The sequence below is a fragment of the Pediococcus sp. genome (genome assembly GCF_003533255.1).
GTDB classification, from domain to species: domain Bacteria; phylum Bacillota; class Bacilli; order Lactobacillales; family Lactobacillaceae; genus Pediococcus; species Pediococcus parvulus.
In genome coordinates, this window is the sequence record NZ_DOEM01000033.1 from 40,414 (window position 1) to 60,930 (window position 20,517).

18 protein-coding genes are annotated in these 20,517 nt (G+C 38.4%); 15 read left to right on the top strand and 3 right to left on the bottom strand.

Annotated elements, in window-relative coordinates:
- Positions 1–13 precede the first annotated feature (13 nt).
- Positions 14–583, top strand: a complete 570-nt coding sequence (apf, locus tag DD627_RS07850; RefSeq protein ID WP_286984615.1) for an aggregation-promoting factor — start codon at positions 14–16, stop codon at positions 581–583.
- 240 nt (positions 584–823) lie between these two features.
- Positions 824–1,519, top strand: a complete 696-nt coding sequence (apf, locus tag DD627_RS07855) for an aggregation-promoting factor (RefSeq protein WP_068805731.1) — start codon at positions 824–826, stop codon at positions 1,517–1,519.
- 100 nt (positions 1,520–1,619) lie between these two features.
- Here apf (DD627_RS07855) and DD627_RS07860 read toward each other — a convergent pair whose 3' ends face one another.
- On the bottom strand, positions 1,620–3,077 hold the full coding sequence (locus DD627_RS07860) for an NCS2 family permease (protein WP_057784646.1): 1,458 nt from the start codon (positions 3,075–3,077) through the stop codon (positions 1,620–1,622).
- 313 nt (positions 3,078–3,390) lie between these two features.
- Between DD627_RS07860 and DD627_RS07865 the strand changes: the two genes are divergently transcribed.
- Together DD627_RS07865 and DD627_RS07870 are read left to right on the top strand one after the other, a co-directional pair.
- Positions 3,391–4,764, top strand: a complete 1,374-nt coding sequence (locus DD627_RS07865; RefSeq protein WP_260275054.1) for an MATE family efflux transporter — start codon at positions 3,391–3,393, stop codon at positions 4,762–4,764.
- Between the two features lie 12 nt (positions 4,765–4,776).
- Positions 4,777–4,965, top strand: coding sequence for a hypothetical protein (locus DD627_RS07870; protein WP_057784644.1), 189 nt, complete (start codon positions 4,777–4,779; stop codon positions 4,963–4,965).
- Between the two features lie 177 nt (positions 4,966–5,142).
- Here DD627_RS07870 and DD627_RS07875 read toward each other — a convergent pair whose 3' ends face one another.
- Complete coding sequence (locus DD627_RS07875) at positions 5,143–6,336, bottom strand: acetate/propionate family kinase (protein ID WP_260266810.1); 1,194 nt, start codon at positions 6,334–6,336, stop codon at positions 5,143–5,145.
- Positions 6,337–6,554: 218 nt separating this feature from the next.
- On the opposite strand from DD627_RS07875, the gene DD627_RS07880 reads away from it, so the two are divergent.
- From DD627_RS07880 to pgmB, 10 genes are all read left to right on the top strand, one after another.
- The gene (locus tag DD627_RS07880) at positions 6,555–7,514 is read left to right on the top strand and encodes a LacI family DNA-binding transcriptional regulator (protein WP_260266809.1); all 960 of its coding nucleotides are present in this window, start codon (positions 6,555–6,557) and stop codon (positions 7,512–7,514) included.
- Positions 7,515–7,605: 91 nt separating this feature from the next.
- Entirely contained in the window at positions 7,606–9,267 is a 1,662-nt protein-coding gene (locus DD627_RS07885; RefSeq protein ID WP_260275055.1) for an alpha-glucosidase, read from the top strand.
- A 14-nt stretch (positions 9,268–9,281) separates the two neighbouring features.
- A complete protein-coding gene (locus DD627_RS07890) occupies positions 9,282–10,580 on the top strand; it encodes an alpha-amylase family glycosyl hydrolase (RefSeq protein ID WP_260275056.1) in 1,299 nt (432 codons plus the stop codon).
- Between the two features lie 143 nt (positions 10,581–10,723).
- Entirely contained in the window at positions 10,724–12,016 is a 1,293-nt protein-coding gene (locus DD627_RS07895) for an ABC transporter substrate-binding protein (protein WP_260275057.1), read from the top strand.
- 23 nt (positions 12,017–12,039) lie between these two features.
- Positions 12,040–12,900 carry a carbohydrate ABC transporter permease gene (locus DD627_RS07900; protein ID WP_260275058.1) on the top strand — a complete coding sequence of 287 codons (861 nt, stop codon included), beginning with the start codon at positions 12,040–12,042 and terminating at the stop codon, positions 12,898–12,900.
- On the top strand, positions 12,900–13,712 hold the full coding sequence (locus DD627_RS07905) for a carbohydrate ABC transporter permease (RefSeq protein WP_260275059.1): 813 nt from the start codon (positions 12,900–12,902) through the stop codon (positions 13,710–13,712). The genes DD627_RS07900 and DD627_RS07905 overlap by 1 nt, the downstream gene beginning before the upstream one ends.
- Positions 13,713–13,731: 19 nt before the next feature.
- Positions 13,732–14,388, top strand: coding sequence for a hypothetical protein (locus DD627_RS07910; RefSeq protein WP_068805759.1), 657 nt, complete (start codon positions 13,732–13,734; stop codon positions 14,386–14,388).
- 92 nt (positions 14,389–14,480) lie between these two features.
- Complete coding sequence (locus tag DD627_RS07915; RefSeq protein ID WP_260275060.1) at positions 14,481–15,584, top strand: ABC transporter ATP-binding protein; 1,104 nt, start codon at positions 14,481–14,483, stop codon at positions 15,582–15,584.
- Positions 15,585–15,655: 71 nt separating this feature from the next.
- Positions 15,656–17,917, top strand: a complete 2,262-nt coding sequence (locus tag DD627_RS07920; protein WP_260275061.1) for a glycoside hydrolase family 65 protein — start codon at positions 15,656–15,658, stop codon at positions 17,915–17,917.
- A 1-nt stretch (position 17,918) separates the two neighbouring features.
- Positions 17,919–18,581, top strand: coding sequence for a beta-phosphoglucomutase (gene pgmB, locus DD627_RS07925; protein WP_057784001.1), 663 nt, complete (start codon positions 17,919–17,921; stop codon positions 18,579–18,581).
- A gap of 45 nt (positions 18,582–18,626) precedes the next feature.
- Here the strand turns inward: pgmB and DD627_RS07930 are convergent, their stop codons facing one another.
- Complete coding sequence (locus DD627_RS07930) at positions 18,627–19,634, bottom strand: aldose epimerase family protein (RefSeq protein WP_057783999.1); 1,008 nt, start codon at positions 19,632–19,634, stop codon at positions 18,627–18,629.
- Between the two features lie 166 nt (positions 19,635–19,800).
- Here DD627_RS07930 and DD627_RS07935 point away from each other — a divergent pair, with 166 nt between their 5' ends.
- A complete protein-coding gene (locus DD627_RS07935) occupies positions 19,801–20,475 on the top strand; it encodes a CPBP family intramembrane glutamic endopeptidase (RefSeq protein ID WP_260275062.1) in 675 nt (224 codons plus the stop codon).
- The last annotated feature ends 42 nt before the right edge of the window (positions 20,476–20,517 follow it).

Consider the following 20,517-nt stretch of genomic DNA (forward strand, 5'->3'; position numbering starts at 1 on the left):
GAGAAAATCATACATGACATTAAGAAGCAAAATTACAAAATTTTCAGTAGCAATTTTATCAACAGTGACATTAGGTTCAACTATTTTAACAACAGCTGCAAATGCTGATGAAATTTATACAGTTAAATCTGGCGATACACTTTCAGGTATTGAATACAGTTTGAATAAAGATACTAACTATTCAAAATTAGCTAAAGCTAACAAAATCTCAAACGTTAACTTGATCTATGTTGGTCAGAAATTGTTGATCAAGAGCGATGGCGAAATTAAGGCAGCTACTAAGAAAGAAGTTGCTACTGTTCCCGCAACACAAAAGACTGCTTCAACAACAACTACCACAGGTTCGAGTAGTACAACAAGTAGCTCATCATCTGCTAAAGCATGGATCGCTAACAAAGAATCAGGCGGTTCATATACAGCACGTAATGGCCAGTACGTTGGTAAATACCAATTAAGTGCTTCATACTTAAATGGTGATTATTCAGCTGCAAACCAAGAAAAAGTTGCTAACTCATACGTATCTTCACGTTACGGTTCATGGACCGCTGCTAAAGCATTCTGGGTTGCAAACGGCTGGTATTAAACTAAAAATTAAATTTTAAATTCGAACAATTCTGAGTTGAAACTAACTTGGAATTGTTTTTTTGTGACCAAGTTTTAGTTGCTGAAAATAATGAAGCGCTTAACATTTTAGAAAGATTACAAAATATTACAGAAATAGCAAAACTGATATATTAGCGAAACCTCTTTGATACGTTGAGTCTGTATCATAGCATCCGTTGGTTAATAAAAAGGCATAAACAAAGAGGAGAGTTTTATTTTTATGAAGTTAAACAAATTTACTAAGTTTTCAGTAGCATTCTTATCAACCATTGCATTGGGGACAATTGCTTGGACAACTGCGGCTAGTGCAGACGAAACATACACAGTTAAATCTGGTGATACCCTTTCAGCAATCGAGTACAATTTTAAGCATGACACAAATTTTCAACAATTAGCTAAGACAAATAACATTTCTGACGCAAACGTCATTTATGTAGGTCAAAAATTAGTGATTAAGACTGACGGTACTGCTGCTCAAACATCAACAGCTACACAATCAAGTCAATCAACTAATACTGCAAATACGCAAAGTACACAAAACACACAAAACACTCAAAGTTCACAAACTACACAAAACAGTACTGCTTACAGTAACCCAAGTTCGCAGTCGACACAAAACACAGCTAAGAGTTCCACAACCAACACTTACAAGAACACAGCAAAGACTACTAGCTCAACAAGCACAACAACTGGTAGTGACTCGTCAGCAAAGGCTTGGATTGCTAACAAAGAATCTGGTGGCTCATACACAGCTACAAACGGTCAATACATTGGTAAGTATCAATTGAGCTCATCATACTTAAATGGTGACTACTCAGCCGCTAACCAAGAAAAGGTTGCTAATTCATACGTAGCTTCCCGTTATGGCTCATGGTCAGCTGCTAAAGCTTTCTGGCAAGCAAACGGCTGGTATTAAACTAAAATAGTTTAAACAGTAAGAAAAGATGTCGTTCGATCATTTGGATTTTTTAGTCCAAACGATCGAACGACATCTTTGTGTTTATTTATAATTTGAGTTAGGCAATGGCCAGCACTGTAAAGTTGATAACAAAAAGTGCGGACACAATCCAGATAAGCGGATGAATTTCTTTGGCTTTGCCAGTCACGGTTTTTACGATGCAGTAGAAGATGAATCCCGCTGCAATTCCGTAGGTGATGTTATAACAAAACGCCATAAAGATAGATGCCATAAATGCGGGAACTGCTTCGTTGAAATCTGACCAGTTAATTTTTTGAAATGAGCTCATCATCATGATTCCGACTATGATCAATGCTGGTGCAATTGCGGCATCTGGAATTACTGAAAGTAGTGGAGATGCAAAGCTACTGAGTAAGAATAGAATGGCAACGACGACACTAGTCAGGCCAGTACGGCCACCAGCACCAATCCCGGCGGAGCTTTCGACGTAGGTTGTAATGTTTGATGTGCCAAAGATTGAACCCACACCTGTTGCGATGGAATCTGCAAACAAAGCGCGATCTAGTTTGGAAGAGAAACCTGGTTTATCTTCGAGGTCTTTTTCATCTTCAGCAGAGAAAATTCCTGTTCGACGCCCGGTACCGATAAAGGTGCCAAGCGAATCAAAAATATCTGATAGACTGAAGGAAAGAATTGTCATTAATACTAATAGAATACGATGACCGTTCGTGAATAAAGAGCCCATTCCTTGTGAAGAAAAGGCCGCCAAAAAGGTTGTTTTTAATGCACCAATTGAATTGATTAACGAGTTAGCGCTTGAAATATGTAAATTTGTTACGCCCATGGGAATTCCAATCAGCGTGGTTAAAACAATTCCGATTAAAATACTTGCAGGCACTTTTTTTATTTGCAAAATCACGGTGATGGTAATTCCGATCAAAGCTAAAACAACGCTTGAATTGTTGAAAAGGGTTAGTGAAGGAGTAATCCCGCCATTTGAGACGACACTGGTCACCCCATGTGTAAAGTGGGTTACGGCTGAGTTATAAGCCTGCCCATTAATTGTGGCAATGCTACTGGAATCACTGGAAAACTGCAGGATGTTGGCATTCTTTAACCCCAAGTAAGCGATGAAAACACCGATTCCACCACTAATTGCCAGCTGAATAGTTTCAGGAATTGCTGTGATCAACATTTTTCGAATCTTGGTGATGGTAATCACAATGTTGATGACACCACAGAAAAATACAAGGGCTAAACCTTCTTGCCATGTAAAACCAAGTGACATGACAACGGTATAAGTGAAAAACGCTTGTAAGCCAACTCCAGGAGCTAACGCATAAGGGACATTGGCAAAGAGCCCCATGACGAGGGTTCCGGTAACCGAGGCAATAATCATAGCTAAAAAGACAGCTTGAGCAGGCATTCCAGTCTGACTGAGGACTTCTGGGTTAACGAATAAGATATATGACATTGCAAAAAATGTGGTAATTCCGGCAGTAATCTCGGTTGAAACTTTGGTGCCGTTTTTCTCTAAATCAAAAAACTTTGACATGAAATTTCCTCTTTTCTTATGATGTACGTTAATAATAACTGTTTTTAAAAGAAAATTCTAGGCTAAATACGTAAAATAATTAAATTGTTTTCTATAATGTTCGTGTTCTAAGCAAAACAAAATTGTTTAATTATTTTTATATAATATTTGAGAGTAAAAGTAAGAAAAGGAGTTTGTAGAGGAAAAGGTAGTAATTAAAAAAGTAAATTATTTCGTTGTAATTTGTATGAAACAAGTTATAGTATAGAACTAACTTAATTAAATGTAGAAACCGTTTTCTATACTGAAATTACGGTCAGAGGAGGCGCATAAAATGGACAATTCGCTCATTAAGGGCAGTCCAATTAAAGGGATCATCTTTTTTAGTATTCCGTTGTTTTTAGGAAATATTTTTCAGCAAATTTATACAATGTCAGATACTCTGATTGTTGGGCGAGCAGTTGGTGTCAACGCGTTAGCGGCAGTTGGTGCAACCGGAGGCTTAAGCTTTTTGATTATTGGATTTGCTCAAGGGATGACAACCGGTTTATCGATCATAACAGCGCAAGACTTTGGAAATGGTAATCTTAGAGGCGTAAAAAAGAGTTTTGCTAATAGTATTTGGATATGTGCTGGGATGAGTGTTATTTTAACAATTATAAGTGTGAGTTTGGCACGCCCGCTCTTGCAAGTCATGCAAACTCCTGCGGTCTTATTAAATGGTGCAGAAACCTTTATTAGTATTTTATTTGCAGGTGTTACGGTGACAATGTTTTTCAACTTGTTTTCAAATATGTTGCGGGCACTCGGAAATAGTCGCACGCCACTGATATTTTTAATTATTGCGGCCGTTTTAAATGTTATTTTGGATATTGTTTTGATTATTGGATTAAATTTTGGCATTGCAGGTGCGGGAATTGCCACAGTGATTGCGCAGCTGGTGTCTTGTATCATGTGTATTTGGTATATTAAACGTCGAATTCCCGAATTAAATGTGACCCGCGCTGACATGAAAATTGATCGTGCAATCATCAAACAAGAGCTTAAAATTGGTTTGCCAATGGGTTTTCAAGCTTCCATTATTGCGATTGGGTCCATTATTTTACAAGTATCGCTAAATGAGCTGGGACCGCAATCGATTGCGGCCTATACTGCGGCTGGTAAAGTTGACCAGCTTGCCACCCAGCCAATGGTTTCGCTTGGAATTACGATGGCTACCTTTACAGCCCAAAATTTTGGCGCTAAAAATTACGATCGTATTCTGATCGGTATTCGCCAATGTTTGACTGTAACGGTGGTTTATAGTGTGATTATTGCGGCTGTCATTATTTTAAATAGTCATGCGTTGGTTAACCTCTTTATTGGAAACTCGGAACCCCATGTCACAGAACTTGCGCAAACTTATTTTTGGGTTGTGAGTACAAGTTATTTCCTCCTTTCTATTTTGTTTGTTGTGCGGTATGCACTGCAAGGGCTTGGTCAAAGTTTTGCACCAACCATGGCAGGGGTTGCAGAGCTGATTTCACGAATCTTTATTGGGGCTGTGATGGTGCCAATGTTTGGGTTTATTAGTGCATGTTTCGCCGGTCCACTGGCTTGGTTGGCTTCAAACGCGGTTTTGATTGTGTCATTTTTCCGAACGATTCGTAATTTGCGTGGTGCCAGTGGTTTGAAACGGGAAATACCAATTAATGATAAAAAAGAATAATTAGGAGAATATATGAAAATTTCAACTATCATACTGTTAATTTTAGATGCCCTTATTATTCTTGGGTTAGTAGGCGTCGTGATCAATCAAATCCGTCAAGGAGATTTGTCGGATCGATTTTGGATTGGCCTAGCGGGAATTATCGCATTTGGGTACTGTGGGCAGTATTTGTTTAAGTATTCAAAAACACCTAGAAAATAATAAAGAACGAGTGGGAAAAGAGGCGGTTAGATTCTGAGTATAGCCTAGACTAACGAATGATTCGTACTTTGGATCGTTTGTTAGTCGTAGCTAGGCGGAAGACCACGTTTTAGAAATAATATTTGAAGAAATATAAAAAGGGCGGGCAAAAACATCGTTTTTGCCCGCCCTCTTATATTAATCTTTAATAATTATTCGTTTTACAGATTTAGCAATTGCTAACTCTTCATTAGTGGGAATCATCAAAACCTTGACGGTTGAGTCTTTGGCACTAATTACCCGTGGTCCGTTTCCATTATTGTTGCTATCTTCGTCGAGTTTAATACCTAATACAGCAAGTCGATCAATGATGTCTGTTCGTAAGGAGGCTTGATGCTCACCAATACCAGCGGTGAATGTGATGACATCCAAGCCACCTAGTTCGGTGAAATAGCCGCCAATATACTTCACAGCAGAGTTGATAAACATATCATACACTAATTTAGCTCGCTGGTTTGTAGGGGCATTAGACACAATGTCACGCATGTCAGCTGAAATGCCAGAAACGCCAAGTAAACCTGATTTTTCGTTGAGAATATCAATAATTTTGTTAGCGTCAACGTGTAATTCATCCATCAAGAATGGGACAACGGCCGGATCAACTGAACCAGACCGGGTTCCCATTGGTAAGCCCTCAAGCGGTGTAAAGCCCATTGAAGTATCATAAGGTTTGCCATTTTCACTTGCAGTTATAGATGCGCCGCCACCAAGGTGTAAGGTGACAAGTTTGATGTCATGGTAATCTTTTTTAAGAAAGTTTGCTGTTTCATGCAGAATATATTCATGACTAATTCCGTGTTCACCGTATTTGCGGATTTGGTACTGTTTAGAATAGTCATACGGGATGGCATATAAGGCGTTTTGCTCAGGCATATCTAGGTAGAATTTGCTATCAAAAACGGCAATTTCAGGAGTGGATTTTGGTAAAACTTTCATAAGGGTTTCGATACATTCCACTTGAACCGGATTATGCAGTGGTGCGTATTTATTTAAGGATTTTAACTCGCTTAAATTCTTTTCGGTGATTTGAGTAGGTTGTTTAAAAGTGGTGGCACCAGCAACTACGCGATGGCCGACAGCGGCAATTTCATCCACATCTTGAATTAAGTGTAGATGCTTCAATTGATCAAAAAGCAATTCTACACCCTGTTGATAAGTTAAATTAGCAATTTGTTCGGTAAACTTTTCGCCGTTTCGAACAATAGTGAAGATTGCTTCAGGGGTTTTCATTCGTTCCATAACTCCCTTATTAATGAGAGAAAGATCATCAAGCCCGGAAAGCTGCCATTTTAGTGAAGAGCTACCGGCATTGAGAACTAATATTTTTTTCAAAAATATGCACACTCCTATTTATATTTCATTTTAAAATTTGATTTAAATTGATTATTGTAACTTCAGTAAAAAGTGTAGCACAGTTTCGAGTCTGATAAATAGAATTAATAGGAAAGAAAATAAATGAAAGGGCTTTTAGAAAAATAACTGAGCTTCGAAAGGGCTTACTTGGTATAATGAAAGTGTTGACTATCTAAATCAGTGGAGGGGAATGCTAAATGGCAACTTTAAATGACGTCGCTAAACTTGCAAATGTCTCGAAAATGACAGTTTCGAGAGTTATTAATCATCCAGATAAAGTGACGGATGATTTAAAGCAATTAGTTTATCAGGCAATGCGCGAAGTAGACTATCATCCAAATGTTGCGGCAAAAGCGCTGGTGAATAATAGCACCCGAATTATTAAATTTTGTGTACTTGAAGATATTGACACAACAGAACCTTATTATATGAACTTAATGATTGGCATTGCCCGCTCGCTCGATGCGCAACAGTACTCGTTGCAATTAGTGACTAGACGAAATTTTGATATTGGTAATTGTGATGGGTACGTGATCACGGGAATGCGCAAAAAGGATTTTGATTGGATCGGCGAGTTGAAAAAGCCATTGGTTATTTTTGGCGAAAATCGATTTGGATTTGACTATGTGGATACAAACAATAAAGCTGGTACGTTTATGATTGCCGATTTGGCTTTAAAACGAGGTTATAAACGACTGATTTTTATTGGCATGGACAGCCGAGAATCGTTTGAATATTCGCGTGAGGCTGGTTATTTACAACTTTTACAGGAAAATCAAATGGTTTCAGAAATTCACCGATTCGATAATCACAGTCATCTTTCCCAACAATTCGTGATTGATAACTGGGATAAATTTGAACCCAATACTTGTTTTATTTGTGCTTCAGACCGGCTTGCTTTGGGAGCAGAACGGGGAATCGAAAGTTGCGGCGGATTAATTCCCAAAGATTATGGGGTGACTGGTTTTGATGGGGTGTTTTTAAACCAAGTTGCGTTTCCACAAATTACAACAGTCAAACAAGCCATCGTAGAAATGGGAATGGCCTGTGGTGACAAACTTTTAGATAAAATTGTGAATCACATTCAAACATCAGGTTCCTTAATGTTTGAGCCTAAAATTAGTGTGGGTGGAACCATTCGCAACAATGTTAAATAATGTTACCGGTAACATGCACGATAAGCCTTGCAATTAGATGGCTTATTTTTTATGCTTTCAATGAAAAGGTTTTCAAAGAGGAGCGGTTGCAATGAATGAGTGGTATCAAAAATCAGTAATTTATCAAATATATCCTAAGAGTTTCAAGGATTCTAATAATGATGGTGTCGGTGATTTACCAGGAATAACGGGGAAATTGGACTATGTTCAACGGCTAGGGGCAAACACAATTTGGCTAAATCCGATTTTTGTTTCGCCACAAATTGACAATGGGTATGATGTTTCTAATTATTTTGCGATTGATCCATTGCTTGGAAACATGGATGATTTTCAAACAATGGTTAAAGAAATTCACAAACGAAAAATGCATTTAATATTGGATTTGCCGATTAACGACACCTCGGATCAACATCCTTGGTTTCAAGATGCGGTCAAAAATAAAAATAGCATTTTTCACGAATATTATATTTGGGCTGAAAATCAAGGCAAACGGCCCAATAACTGGGGCTCATTTTTTGGTGGCAGTGTCTGGGAACCTGATCCAAATGGCGGTTCCGAATATTATTGCCACATTTTTGATAAAAAGATGCCGGATCTGAATTGGAAAAATCCAGAAGTTCGCAAGTCGATGGCTGACATTGCCAAGTTTTGGATTGATAAAGGGGTAGACGGTTTTCGATTAGATGCTTTTATTCACATTGCCAAAGCTAATTTGGGACAAAATATTTTAAACCAAACTGAAAATTACCCGGTAGACTCCTCGTTTTACGCAAATTTGCCAGAGGTAAAACTTTATTTGGAGAATTTCATCAAGCTTGTTAAAACGTACAAAGATGATGTTTTCTTCCTTGGCGAAGCTTCTTCAGCAGATGCCTATCAAGCTGCCGAATATACGCGCCCTGATAATTTTAGTTGCGATATGGTGGTAACTTCCGACAATTATGGCGAAGACTATCCATTGAAAGATCCTAAAATTCCCATGTTCTTTCAACCGCGCCAATTGAGCCTCAAAAGATTAAAAGAAACTTTTTCAGTTTGGGAAGCTGTTTTACAAAATATTAGTTTACCAGCTTTAACTTGGGGGAATCATGATATTAGCCGAGTTTTGGATCGATTATACATCGACCCTAAAGATTCTGACTTACCGAAAGCTTTGGCGGTATGTATGTATTTGCAGCGGGGAATCCCCATTATCTATTACGGTGAAGAAATTGGGATGCGTAACCTGAAGTATAAAAAGCTCCGTGATTTCCGTGATCAACGGGCCCTAGATTTAATTCAGTTTATGCAAAATCAAGGATATAAGGATGAAGCAATTCTTGAGCTCCTCAATCAACAAGACGAAATGACAGCACGGGGTCCGTTTCAATGGAATGCAGGTAAGTACGTTGGTTTTTCAAATCATCATCCTTGGAACTGGGCAGACCATAATGAGGCTGCAGCAGATACAGCTGTAAAAAATGATGATGGCTTGTTTGCTTTCTACCGAGCAGTTTTAAAAGTTAAGGCACAACCATTGTTCTCACAAGGAAGTTATCTATTACTTGAAACAAATTCTAAAATTTATGCGTTTGAACGCGAATTGAACGGTAAAAAAGCATTTGTGATTGTGAATTTTGATGACAAGGTGCTCAAATATCATGTGCCAACTTTGAAGGTCGTTCATACGCTGTTGTCCAATAAGGCTAGTTCCCTGGTTGATAACGTGGTGACAATGGAGCCCGCCGGAAGTATTGTGATTGAAGAAAAATAAGGGAGATAAAAAAGATGGCTGACGATACAAGTACAGATTTGCGGAAGTTACAAATTTATAGTGTGTTTGTGAGAAATCACACGAAGGAAGGAACCTTGAAGGCGTTAGAGCCAGATTTGCCCAGAATCAAGGCGCTGGGGACTGATTTTATATGGCTGTTACCTATAAATCCAGTAGGTGAAGTGGACCGAAAAGGCAAGTTGGGATCACCTTATTCAATTCAGGATTATCGCAAAATCGATCCCGCCCAAGGAACTTGGGATGATTTCGTTCATTTGGCAGATAAGATTCATGAGCTAGGAATGAAGTTAATGATTGATATTGTCTATAATCACACTTCGCGAGATTCAGTGTTATTAAAAGCTCATCCGGAATATTTCTTGCATGATAAACAGGGGAAACTGTTTAATAAAAATCCAGAATGGTCTGACGTCGCAGAGTTGGATTATTCGAATCATGAGTTGTGGGATTACCAAATTGAAACTTTGAAACAGTATGCGAAGGTCGTTGACGGCTTTCGTTGTGATGTTGCTCCCCAAGTTCCCTTGCCATTTTGGGTGGCGGCTCGTAAAGAAGTTGCACAAGTTAAACCAGATGTAGTTTGGCTTGCTGAATCGACAGGTGGAGATTACATTCGAGAAATTCGGAGCAAAGGCTACTGGATTTCATCAGATGGCGAGATTTATCGGGCATTTGATCTTGCATATGATTATGACATTGATCAGGATTGGCATGACTATGTATACGGAAAGTCCTCACTTGCTGATTATGTGAAGGTATTGAATCGGCAAGACCTTACATTCCCCGCGAATTATATTAAAATACGATATTTGGAGAATCATGACCATGAACGTGCTCATGAGCTTTTCCCGAATTTGAATGATTTGATTAATTGGACGGCATTTTCGGAGTTTCAAAAGGGAGCTACGTTAGTGTATGCCGGGCAAGAAGTCGGCATTTCACATACGCCAACATTGTTTGATTCAGATAAACTAGATTGGGAAAGTTCCATAGACTTATCACCTCTGATGAAACGCATGCATGAATTAAGCCAAGATGCGATTCAAGTTAACGGGAGTTATCACTTAGCAGATTCTGGAAACGACATTGTAAAGGTTGTTTTCGAGACTCATGGAAGGCAGAGACTTGGAATATTTAGTTTAAGAAGCAATAGTGGTCGAGCTAAAACAACCCTTGAAGATGGGAAATATGACAATCTAATAGATGGGTCAATGGTAATTGTGAAAAATGGTGTTATTCGAGTTACAGGTGAACCAATAATAATCGAAACTAACAATTTTACAAGCAAATAGCCAATTTTATGGGTTAGTCTCTGAATTGTTAGAAAAAAGCTGTTACCGTTAACAGCTGGAAAGCGCTTGCATAACATTAATTGAGCTGCGTACAATATGTGTTGTAAGAACAAGTTAAAAAATTTTACAGGGAGGTTCTTATCATGAGTCATAAGTTTTGGAAACATCTCGCGACGGTTACGATGGTAGCCGGTGCAGCACTAACATTAGCTGCTTGTGGAAGTAGTTCCGCAAAAAAGAATGTTAAGATCACAATTTTACAAGGAAAGGTTGAAAATAATAAGCAGTTCAAACAAATTGCTGCTCAATATGAAAAGTCTCATCCTAATGTAAAAATTGAGGTTACCTCAATTGGTGGTGGTACTCAATATGATCCCGTTTTGAAAACTCGTATTTCATCTGGTAATGCACCAACCATCTTTAGTTTAGCTGGTCCTGCAGATGTTAAGCAATTTAAGTCACATGAAGCTGACTTATCGAACACGAAAGCTGCAAAGGCTGCACAGCCAGGAACTTTGGATGCGGTAAAGACAGATGGTAAGACAGTTGGTTTACCATTTAACGTTGAAGGATATGGATTTGTTTATAATAAAAAAGTCTTTAGAGAAGCAGGAATTGATGCAACCAGTTTAACAACTTATGCAAAATTACAAGCAGCTGTTAAGAAAATTGATTCTATGAAGACAAAATTAGGTATCAAAGGTGTCTTTGCTTTACCAGGTAAAGAAGCTTGGATCATGTCAGATCATTTAGCTAACTTATACATCGGCCAAGATTTCAAAGGAAATGCTTTGAAACTATATAATTCAAAGACAATGCCATTTACGAAGAATGCCGATATGAAACAAATGCTTGATTTGCAGAGTACATACTCTATCAAACCAGTAATGCAAATGGATTATTCAGCACAAGTTAACCAATACTTCTCACAAGGTAAGACAGCTATGATTCAACAAGGTGACTGGATTTATCCAACAGTTGAACAAATTGATAAGAAATTTGCTAAAAACGATGTTGGTATGATTCCAATTCCTGTTAAGGGTGAAGAAGGCAAGTTACCAGTTGGAACATCACTATACTGGGCTGTTAATAAGCAAAAATCATCTGCTGAACAAACGGCAGCAAAGAACTTCTTGGATTGGTTGTATACTTCTAAAGCAGGTAAAAAAGATGTTGTAAACACTTTGCATTTCGTACCAGCTTATAAAGGTTACAGTAATTTCAAGATGCAAGATGCTTTAACACAAACAGTGTTCAAGTACTCAAATGAAAACAAGACCATTGGCTGGGCATTCCCTGCATACACTGGTACTTCATGGGATCCAGATGTCGCACAACCAAACTTACAGAAGTATCTCTCAGGTAAACAAGGCTGGGCTGCAACTGTAAAGAACATGAAAGATGGTTGGAAGAAACAACAAGCAAGTTCGAACTAATAAATAAAAGAGGGTAATGTAACATGAAAAATCGTAGTCTTTCATTTTGGCTGTTTTTAACGCCAACCCTCGTTGCGTTAGCCTTGGTTGTCTTTATTCCGATGCTAGAAGGACTGTTTTATTCCTTTACTGATTGGGATGGATTGTCATTTACCAAAATGGTGGGATTTCAAAATTACATTACGTTGCTTCACGATAAGGCGTTTGTTAACGCCTTTTGGTTTACAGTTGCGTTTGTAATCGTTACCGTCATTGCACTTAACGTAATCGGGTTAGGCTTAGCACTTTTGGTTACACAGAAGTTTAAGGGAAGTAGCTTTTTGAGAACTGTGTTCTTTATGCCAAATATGATCGGTGGATTAATTTTAGGATTTATCTGGCAGTTCATTTTCACGCAGGGGTTCAGTGCTTTGGGAAGCGCGCTTCATGCCGGTTGGCTAGAAAACTGGTTAACAACCGAGAACACTGGATTTTGGGGATTAGTTATTGTGACAGTTTGGCAAATGAGTGGTTATATTATGATCATCTATATTGCTTATTTACAGAATATTCCTCAAGAGATTATTGAAGCGGCTGAGATTGACGGTGCTTCCGCTTGGCAAAGATTTACCAAAATCACTTTTCCAATGATTGCACCTGCATTTACAGTTTGCATGTTCTTGACACTTTCGAATGGTTTTAAGATTTATGATCAAAACCTTTCATTAACTGGTGGGGGACCATACAACTCGACTCAAATGTTAGCAATGGATATTGTTAATACAGCTTATAATGCCAGCAACTTTTCGTTAGCTGAAGCAAAAGCAATTGTGTTCTTTATCATCGTTGCGGCAATTTCGTTAATTCAAGTCTTCTATAATCGTAAGCGGGAGGTGGATTTGTAATGAGTAAGAAAAGCACACATTTGATTGCTGTTTTAGGAGCTTTAGTCGGACTATTATGGTTGTTTCCATTTTACATGATTGTTACGAACTCTTTTAAAACACCAAAAGGAATCTTTGCTTCAGTTTTAGCATTACCACATCCATCTACTGGAAGAAATTATGTAAATTCTTTTAAAGCTTTAGATTTTATTGGTTCATTGACGAATTCACTAATCATTACGGTTTGCAGTGTATTGTTAATTATTCTTTGTTCATCAATGGCAGCATATGCTTTACAGCGTAACCATAGTAAATTGAGTGGTGCATTACTATTACTATTTATTTCAGCAATGTTGATTCCATTTCAATCAGTTATGATTCCGCTGACTGCCAACTTTGGTAGCGTACACGCATTGAATATGTGGGGACTCATGTTCATGTATTTAGGGTTTGATTGCAGTTTGTCAATTTTCCTTTATCAAGGAACCCTTTCAAGTATTCCATTTGCAATGGATGAGGCTGCTGAGATGGAAGGTGCCAGCAGATGGCAAATCTTTTATAAAGTGATTTTTCCAATGTTGAGTCCGATGACTGTGACGGTTGCAATTTTGAATATTATTGCGATCTGGAACGATTATCTATTACCTTCATTAGTATTACCACAGGCACAGTACACAATCCCGTTGCAGATGTTTAATTTCTTCGGAGAATATACAAAACAATGGCATTTGGCGCTTGCCGGAATCACTCTTTCAATTATTCCTGTAATTCTCTTCTATCTCGCAGCACAGAAATGGATTATTAAAGGAGTTACTGATGGTGCGGTTAAATAAGTAAGGAGTTGGGATAAGGATGATTAACCTAAAAACTAAAGGTGGTCAAAAGTTACTGACAGCGGGCAACTGGGCCTGGTCAATTTTTACCATTAACTTTGCTTGGTTTTTAATTAATTTTTCCGTTATTCTGACGGCAATCATATTGGGAAGTATTAATTTAAGCGTAAGTTTCGTTATGATTAATTTGATTTTGACGTTTATGTTGGCGATTTTTACCATCCCAAGTTTAATGGCAAGTTTTAAAACAGTTCAAGATTGGCAAATTAATGGGAATGCTTCTTATTTCAAAAAGCAATTTGCGAATTGGATTCAGATGCTGAAAAATTTCAAACTCAATGTAGGATTTGCATTTATGTTTGGTGTGTTGATTCTATTAAATAAGACATTTTTCGGATTTGTATTTCCACATATGTTTGTTTTAACAACGACAGTGATCGTAATCGCGTTGTTGATTACAGAAAGTTTCCAAATTGGAACGAATTCTGACGAAAGCTTTATAGAACTTTGTCTGGATCATCCTGTTAAAATCTTGGGTGCAACAGCGATTTTCATAGCATTATTAATATTAAATTTAGTTTTACAATTAGCATTTTTGATTGTAATTTGCAGTATTTCTCTTTCGGTGTATTTCACTTATCGATTATTTGGCGGAAGAGTGGAAAAGAATGATTGACTTTGGGATGTGAAGTTACCACATCTAGATTGGTTCATAGGATTACCTATGATTACTGAAAGTCAAAAAATTAAAATGAGGGGCGTTTCAGAATGGTACAAATTAATTTAGATCACATTTATAAACGCTATCAAGGCAATACTGACTATTCAGCTAGCGACATTAATTTAGCTATAAACGATGGTGAATTTATAGTCTTCGTTGGGCCTTCCGGGTGTGGTAAATCAACCACATTACGTATGATAGCAGGTTTGGAAGATATTACTAAAGGCGATTTTAAGATGGACGGCAAAGTCATGAATAAAGTCGCACCGAAGGATCGAGACATTGCCATGGTTTTCCAAAACTACGCGCTTTATCCACATATGTCAGTCTTTGAAAACATGGCCTTTGGGTTAAATATTCGTAAGAATGATAAAGCCGATACCAAGAAACGGGTTGAAGATGCGGCAAAGATTCTCGGCTTAACAGAGTATCTTAAAAGAAAGCCAGCTGCTCTTTCAGGAGGACAACGTCAGCGTGTCGCTTTAGGGCGTGCGATTGTTCGAGATGCCAAACTGTTTTTGCTTGACGAACCTCTTTCAAACTTGGATGCTAAACTCCGAGTCCAAATGAGAACAGAGATTGCTCAGTTACATCAACGACTCGGAAGAAACTTTATTTATGTAACTCATGATCAAGTTGAAGCGATGACGATGGCAGACCGAATTGTTATTATGAATGAGGGCCGTATTCAACAAGTTGGGACACCTGCGCAATTGTATAACGAACCAATCAATAAATTTGTTGCCGGGTTTATGGGTTCGCCAGCGATGAACTTTTTCAAGGTTAAAATTGAAGATGGATTTGCAGTTGGTGAGGACGGCCTTAAAGTTGCCATTCCTGAGGGCCAACTCAAGGTATTGCAAAGTAAAGGGTATGTTGGTAAGAACTTAACGCTGGGGATTCGTCCAGAGGATATCCATGCAGAAGAGGTTGCTTTGCAAACATTCCCAGATGCAATTATCAATGCAACTGTTGAAGTTTCAGAGTTGATGGGTTCCGAATCCATGCTGTATTCACGTACAGGGACAACTGATTTCATTGCCAAAGTAAATTCGCGGGATTACCACGAGCCGGGTGATACTTTAAAAATGGCATTTGAAATGACAAAAGCTCATTATTTTGATGATGAAACTGAAGAAACGATCATTTAGGTTGAATTATAAAAAGGGATTGGGCGTAAGTCTTGCCTGATTCCTTTTTTTATAGAGGAGGAGATTAAATCATGCTACGAACTTTTGAAATCGATCCGTGGAAAATTGTGACTCATAAGCTAGACAAAGAAAACAAACGACTTCAGGAGTCCATGACCAGCATTGGTAATGGCTATATGGGCATGCGTGGGATGTTTGAAGAAGACTATTCTGCAGATACCCATTCTGGAATATATATTGGGGGCGTCTGGTTCCCAGATAAAACTGTTGTTGGCTGGTGGAAAAATGGCTACCCCAAGTACTTTGGCAAAGTGATTAATGCAGTTAATTTCGATAAGGTCAATGTTTGGTTAAACGAAGAAAAAATGGATTTAGCTAAAACGCCAATTAAAGATTTTGAATTATCATTAAATATGAAAAACGGCATCTTAACCCGTAAATTTACAGTGGTCGAAAAAGGTGCTGAGGTACGGTTTACTATTCGACGCTTTGTAAGCGTTGCCGAAAAAGAATTGTTTGATGTAGATTATCAAATTGAGAATTTAGGCGATCAATCGGTTTCGGTAAAAATAGTTTCCGAAATTAATGCGGATGTTTTTAATGAAGATTCTAATTACGATGAAAAATTTTGGAATGTGAAGACCAAAGATCAAACTCCGGATAGTGGTTATTTGATTGCAGAAACCAAACCCAATAATTATGGTACGCCACAATTTACGGTTGGTATGGAGATGACACACAAGTCTGAACTTAAGGCGATTGAAGAAGCTGTTGATGATCAAAAGGTGGCCAATACGTTCAGTGGATCACTTGATGCTCAGCAAACGACGAATTTCGAAAAACGTGTGATCGTGGTTACCTCCCGCGACTATGACGATGATGCGACTCTTAAAGCTGCAATGCAGAACTTAAGTCAAAAACTGGGCGCAAGTAATCATCAAAAACTGGTCGATGATCAAACGAGCGGTTGGGCACAACGTTGGGAAAAAGCTGATGTTCAAGTTTCTGGTGACGATGCGGCCCAACAAGGCATCCGATTTAATCTTTTTCAACTGTTTTCAACTTTCTATGGGGAAGACAAACGGTTAAATATTGGACCAAAAGGGTTCACTGGTGAGAAATATGGGGGTGCTACCTATTGGGATACAGAAGGCTTTGCGATTCCACTGTATCTATCGTTAGCGGATAAAAAGGTTTCAGAAAATCTATTGGAGTATCGTCACAACCAATTGGCAGGCGCGTTTCATAATGCTCGTGAACAGGGGCTCAAAGGTGCTTTGTATCCAATGGTGACCTTCAATGGTATTGAAAATCACAACGAATGGGAAATTACATTTGAAGAAATTCATCGAAACGGCACGATTGCTTATGCAATTTACAATTATACCCGCTATACCGGTGATGAGACCTATCTGAAGACAAAGGGGATTGATGTATTAACTGCCATCTCTCGTTTTTGGGCAGATCGCGTGCACTGGTCTAAACGTAAGGGCGTCTACATGATCCACGGGGTCACCGGCCCAAACGAATACGAAAATAACGTAAATAATAACTGGTACACCAATATGTTGGCGCAATGGACATTAAAATATACACTCGAAAGTTTAAAAAAGGTAAGTTCAGAGAAGTTAAACGAGCTAGATGTGATCGCAGAAGAGAAACATCACTGGCAAGAAATTATTGATAAGATGTATTTACCAGAAGATAAGCAACTTGGTATTTTCGTTCAAAACGACTGCTTCTTAGATAAGGACTTGAAACCTGTAACTTCAATTCCAAAGGATCAGTTGCCAATTAATCAACATTGGTCATGGGATAAAATTTTACGATCTCCGTACATTAAACAAGCCGATGTTTTGCAGGGAATTTGGTACTTCATTGACCGATTCCCAGAAGATGTCAAAAAACGTAATTTTGATTTTTACGAGCCACTGACGGTTCATGAATCCAGTCTCTCTGCTTCAGTGCATGCTATTTTAGCGGCAGATTTACACTATGAAGATAAGGCCGTTGAAATGTATGAGCGGACTGCACGACTAGATTTGGATAACTATAATAACGATACAGTCGATGGGCTACATATTACGTCGATGACCGGAAGTTGGTTAGCAATTGTCCAGGGATTTGCAGGAATGCGAGTCACGAATAATAAATTATCGTTCAAACCGTTTGTACCAAAGAAATGGACTTCGTATCAATTCCGCATTAATTTCCGCGGACGTTTAATTAAGGTTCAGGTTGATAAAGATGGGACGCAAATTAGTTTATTAAAAGGCGATCCACTAACTGTTGAACTAAATCAACAACCCTTAAAACTTAAAGGAGGCGACTAACGTGCAAGGTGTTTTATTTGATCTTGATGGTGTCATTACTGATACTGCAAAGTTTCATTTTAAAGCTTGGAGTAGGTTGGCTCAAGAAAAGTTAGCCGTCACGTTACCTGCTAGTTTTGAAAGCGATTTAAAAGGGATTAGTCGGATTGATTCTATGAATCGAATTTTAAAGTTCGCGGGGCTTGAAACAAAATATTCTGCTGAAGAAGTCAACACGATGGCTCAGTTCAAAAATGAGTTGTACTTAAATGAAATCAGTAAATTGACACAAAAGGATATTTTGCCTGGAATTGAGAATTTGCTGGATCAGTTGGCTGCAAATAAGATTAAACTCTCTGTGGCTTCAGCAAGTAAGAATGCACCGTTTATCTTGGAAAAACTGGGATTAAAGGATCAGTTTGATGCGATTGCGGATCCTGCCAAAGTGGCACATGGGAAACCGGCGCCTGATATCTTCCTTGAAGCTGCTAGAAAGATTGCCGTTGAACCAAGTCAATGTGTAGGTATTGAAGACGCAAAAGCCGGCGTTGAGGCTATTAAAGCTGCAGGAGCCATTGCCGTGGGTGTTGGTAGTTCTACTGATTTAAACGAAGCCGATACCGTGGTTGCCAATACTGGTGAGTTGACCTATTCAATTTTAGAACAAGCCTTTGGTAAAAAATAATTTGGTATTAAAAAATCCGTTAACTTTTAACGGATTTTTTTTTGGTTAATTAAATGTATAGGAATTTTGATAAATTAACGGATTTCCGGGTGTGATGATAATGTTTCCAAAGCCTGAATGATTAGGGGCATCTGGCAACATTTGCGGTTCAATGGCAAGACCCAGTTGAGAAGTCATATGACGTGTGCCATCAACCAAGAAATCTCCTTCAAACCCTGTAGTGGAAAATAATACAAACGAATTAGAGTTGGTGTGGATCGCTAGTTTTCTTCCGGACGATGGATCCTGCAAGATTAGTTGTGGGTCTGTGGATGTTTGTGTGTTAATTTTGAAGGGCGTATCTAGCCCGTTAGGTAGTTTTGCCAGAGCGTCACCTAAATTTGTGGGTTGGCGAAAATCAAATGGCGTTTTAGCTACCGATAATAAGTTACCTGTTGGCATATTGGAAGCATCTGTTTCAGCGATCGTATCTGCGTTGATCTGCAACTCATGATCATTAATGATTTTTTGCACATTTCCAGATAAGTTGAAGTAAATGTGAGTAGTTGGGTTAAACAAAGTTGGTTCAGACGTATTGCCAAAGTAAGTGACCGTAAATTTATTATTTTGGTCAAGGACAAACATTGCCGAAATTGAAAGCCGTCCCGGATAACCGTTTTCCCCTGCAATACTAATGTATTGTAGAACGACGCCAATTTGATTGTTCGTTTTAATTAGCTTAATTAAGTTCCAATGTGAATAGCTTATGGACGGATGATCGCCACCATGAATATGGTTCGGACCACTGTTTTGATCAAGAGCGTGACCGTTCCATTGTGCACCGCTTAAGCGTCCCGCGACCCGAGCCACAGTGGCACCGAAAAAGTCATGATGCTGGGCATAATCATGGGAATGCATAAAACCCAACGTGATATTGGCGACGTTGCCATCTTTATCGGGGGTATTAATTGCCACGACAGTTGCACCAAAATCACTAATAATGACCGAAACATTCTGGTCGTTGGTTAAAGTGAACCATGTTGATTGATTGTGAATTTGTTTAGAAATATCCATATTGAATCCTCCATTCGAGTCCTTAAGTTAAGCATACCGCAAACGTTTTCAATAAGAAAGAATGGCGACAATTATATTTGAAGTTAAGGAAACTAACTTTAAGTTGCGTTTACGAAAGGTAACGCCTAAACTAATAGCATATTGGAAACACAGCGGGGGTAATCTAATGAAAATAGACTGGCAACAACTTTTCTTTAACATACTGAAATTTATTGGAATGTTCTTTGTATATCAAATTGGAACAATTCCCTTACAGATGGCCTATTTAATGCCAACCAACCAGGCCTTTGTCTTGGTTGCGTTTGTCATGTACCTGATTACAACTGGATTTATGTTAGTCTTGTTTATTCAAATGTATAGGACGCAGTTGCGCAAGCACAATTTGGCTCATTTTGGGCGAACAAAACTGACGAAACGAATTGTTATTTTTATGATCATGATTGTGATTCTTTGGATCTTATTTTTAGCAATGCAGATTTGGATGAATCAGGCGAAATTATTGCCAACTTCACAAAATCAACAGACGGTTATTGCATTTGCAAAAGCCATTCCTTGGTGGATGGGCTTGGACGCCGTTGTCTTTGCTCCGATTATTGAAGAAATTTTATTTCGGGGATTCTTTTTTAATTGGTTTTTTAATTCAAATGACAAAAGAATGCAGCTTATTGGCGTATTTTTAAGTGGAGCCATTTTTGGAGCCGTCCATGATGTGAGTTCTTTGTTGGGTTGGCTAGTCTATGCCCTCATGGGGTGGTTGCTGGCACTCACTTATGCGTATACAAAAGATATTCGCTACAATATTGGACTGCATGTTTTCAATAATCTGATTTCGCTAATTTAGCGATTAAACTAGATATGATAATCGGGATAATTGAAACTGATT

Coding starts and splice junctions, on each gene's coding strand:
- DD627_RS07910 (WP_068805759.1), top strand. CDS start 13,732: ATGATTAACCTAAAAACTAAAGGTGGTCAAAAGTTACTGACAGCGGGC.
- DD627_RS07885 (WP_260275055.1), top strand. CDS start 7,606: ATGAATGAGTGGTATCAAAAATCAGTAATTTATCAAATATATCCTAAG.
- DD627_RS07865 (WP_260275054.1), top strand. CDS start 3,391: ATGGACAATTCGCTCATTAAGGGCAGTCCAATTAAAGGGATCATCTTT.
- DD627_RS07920 (WP_260275061.1), top strand. CDS start 15,656: ATGCTACGAACTTTTGAAATCGATCCGTGGAAAATTGTGACTCATAAG.
- DD627_RS07860 (WP_057784646.1), bottom strand. CDS start 3,077: ATGTCAAAGTTTTTTGATTTAGAGAAAAACGGCACCAAAGTTTCAACC.
- apf (WP_068805731.1), top strand. CDS start 824: ATGAAGTTAAACAAATTTACTAAGTTTTCAGTAGCATTCTTATCAACC.
- DD627_RS07900 (WP_260275058.1), top strand. CDS start 12,040: ATGAAAAATCGTAGTCTTTCATTTTGGCTGTTTTTAACGCCAACCCTC.
- DD627_RS07895 (WP_260275057.1), top strand. CDS start 10,724: ATGAGTCATAAGTTTTGGAAACATCTCGCGACGGTTACGATGGTAGCC.
- DD627_RS07870 (WP_057784644.1), top strand. CDS start 4,777: ATGAAAATTTCAACTATCATACTGTTAATTTTAGATGCCCTTATTATT.
- DD627_RS07915 (WP_260275060.1), top strand. CDS start 14,481: ATGGTACAAATTAATTTAGATCACATTTATAAACGCTATCAAGGCAAT.
- DD627_RS07935 (WP_260275062.1), top strand. CDS start 19,801: ATGAAAATAGACTGGCAACAACTTTTCTTTAACATACTGAAATTTATT.
- DD627_RS07880 (WP_260266809.1), top strand. CDS start 6,555: ATGGCAACTTTAAATGACGTCGCTAAACTTGCAAATGTCTCGAAAATG.
- DD627_RS07905 (WP_260275059.1), top strand. CDS start 12,900: ATGAGTAAGAAAAGCACACATTTGATTGCTGTTTTAGGAGCTTTAGTC.
- DD627_RS07890 (WP_260275056.1), top strand. CDS start 9,282: ATGGCTGACGATACAAGTACAGATTTGCGGAAGTTACAAATTTATAGT.
- apf (WP_286984615.1), top strand. CDS start 14: ATGACATTAAGAAGCAAAATTACAAAATTTTCAGTAGCAATTTTATCA.
- DD627_RS07930 (WP_057783999.1), bottom strand. CDS start 19,634: ATGGATATTTCTAAACAAATTCACAATCAATCAACATGGTTCACTTTA.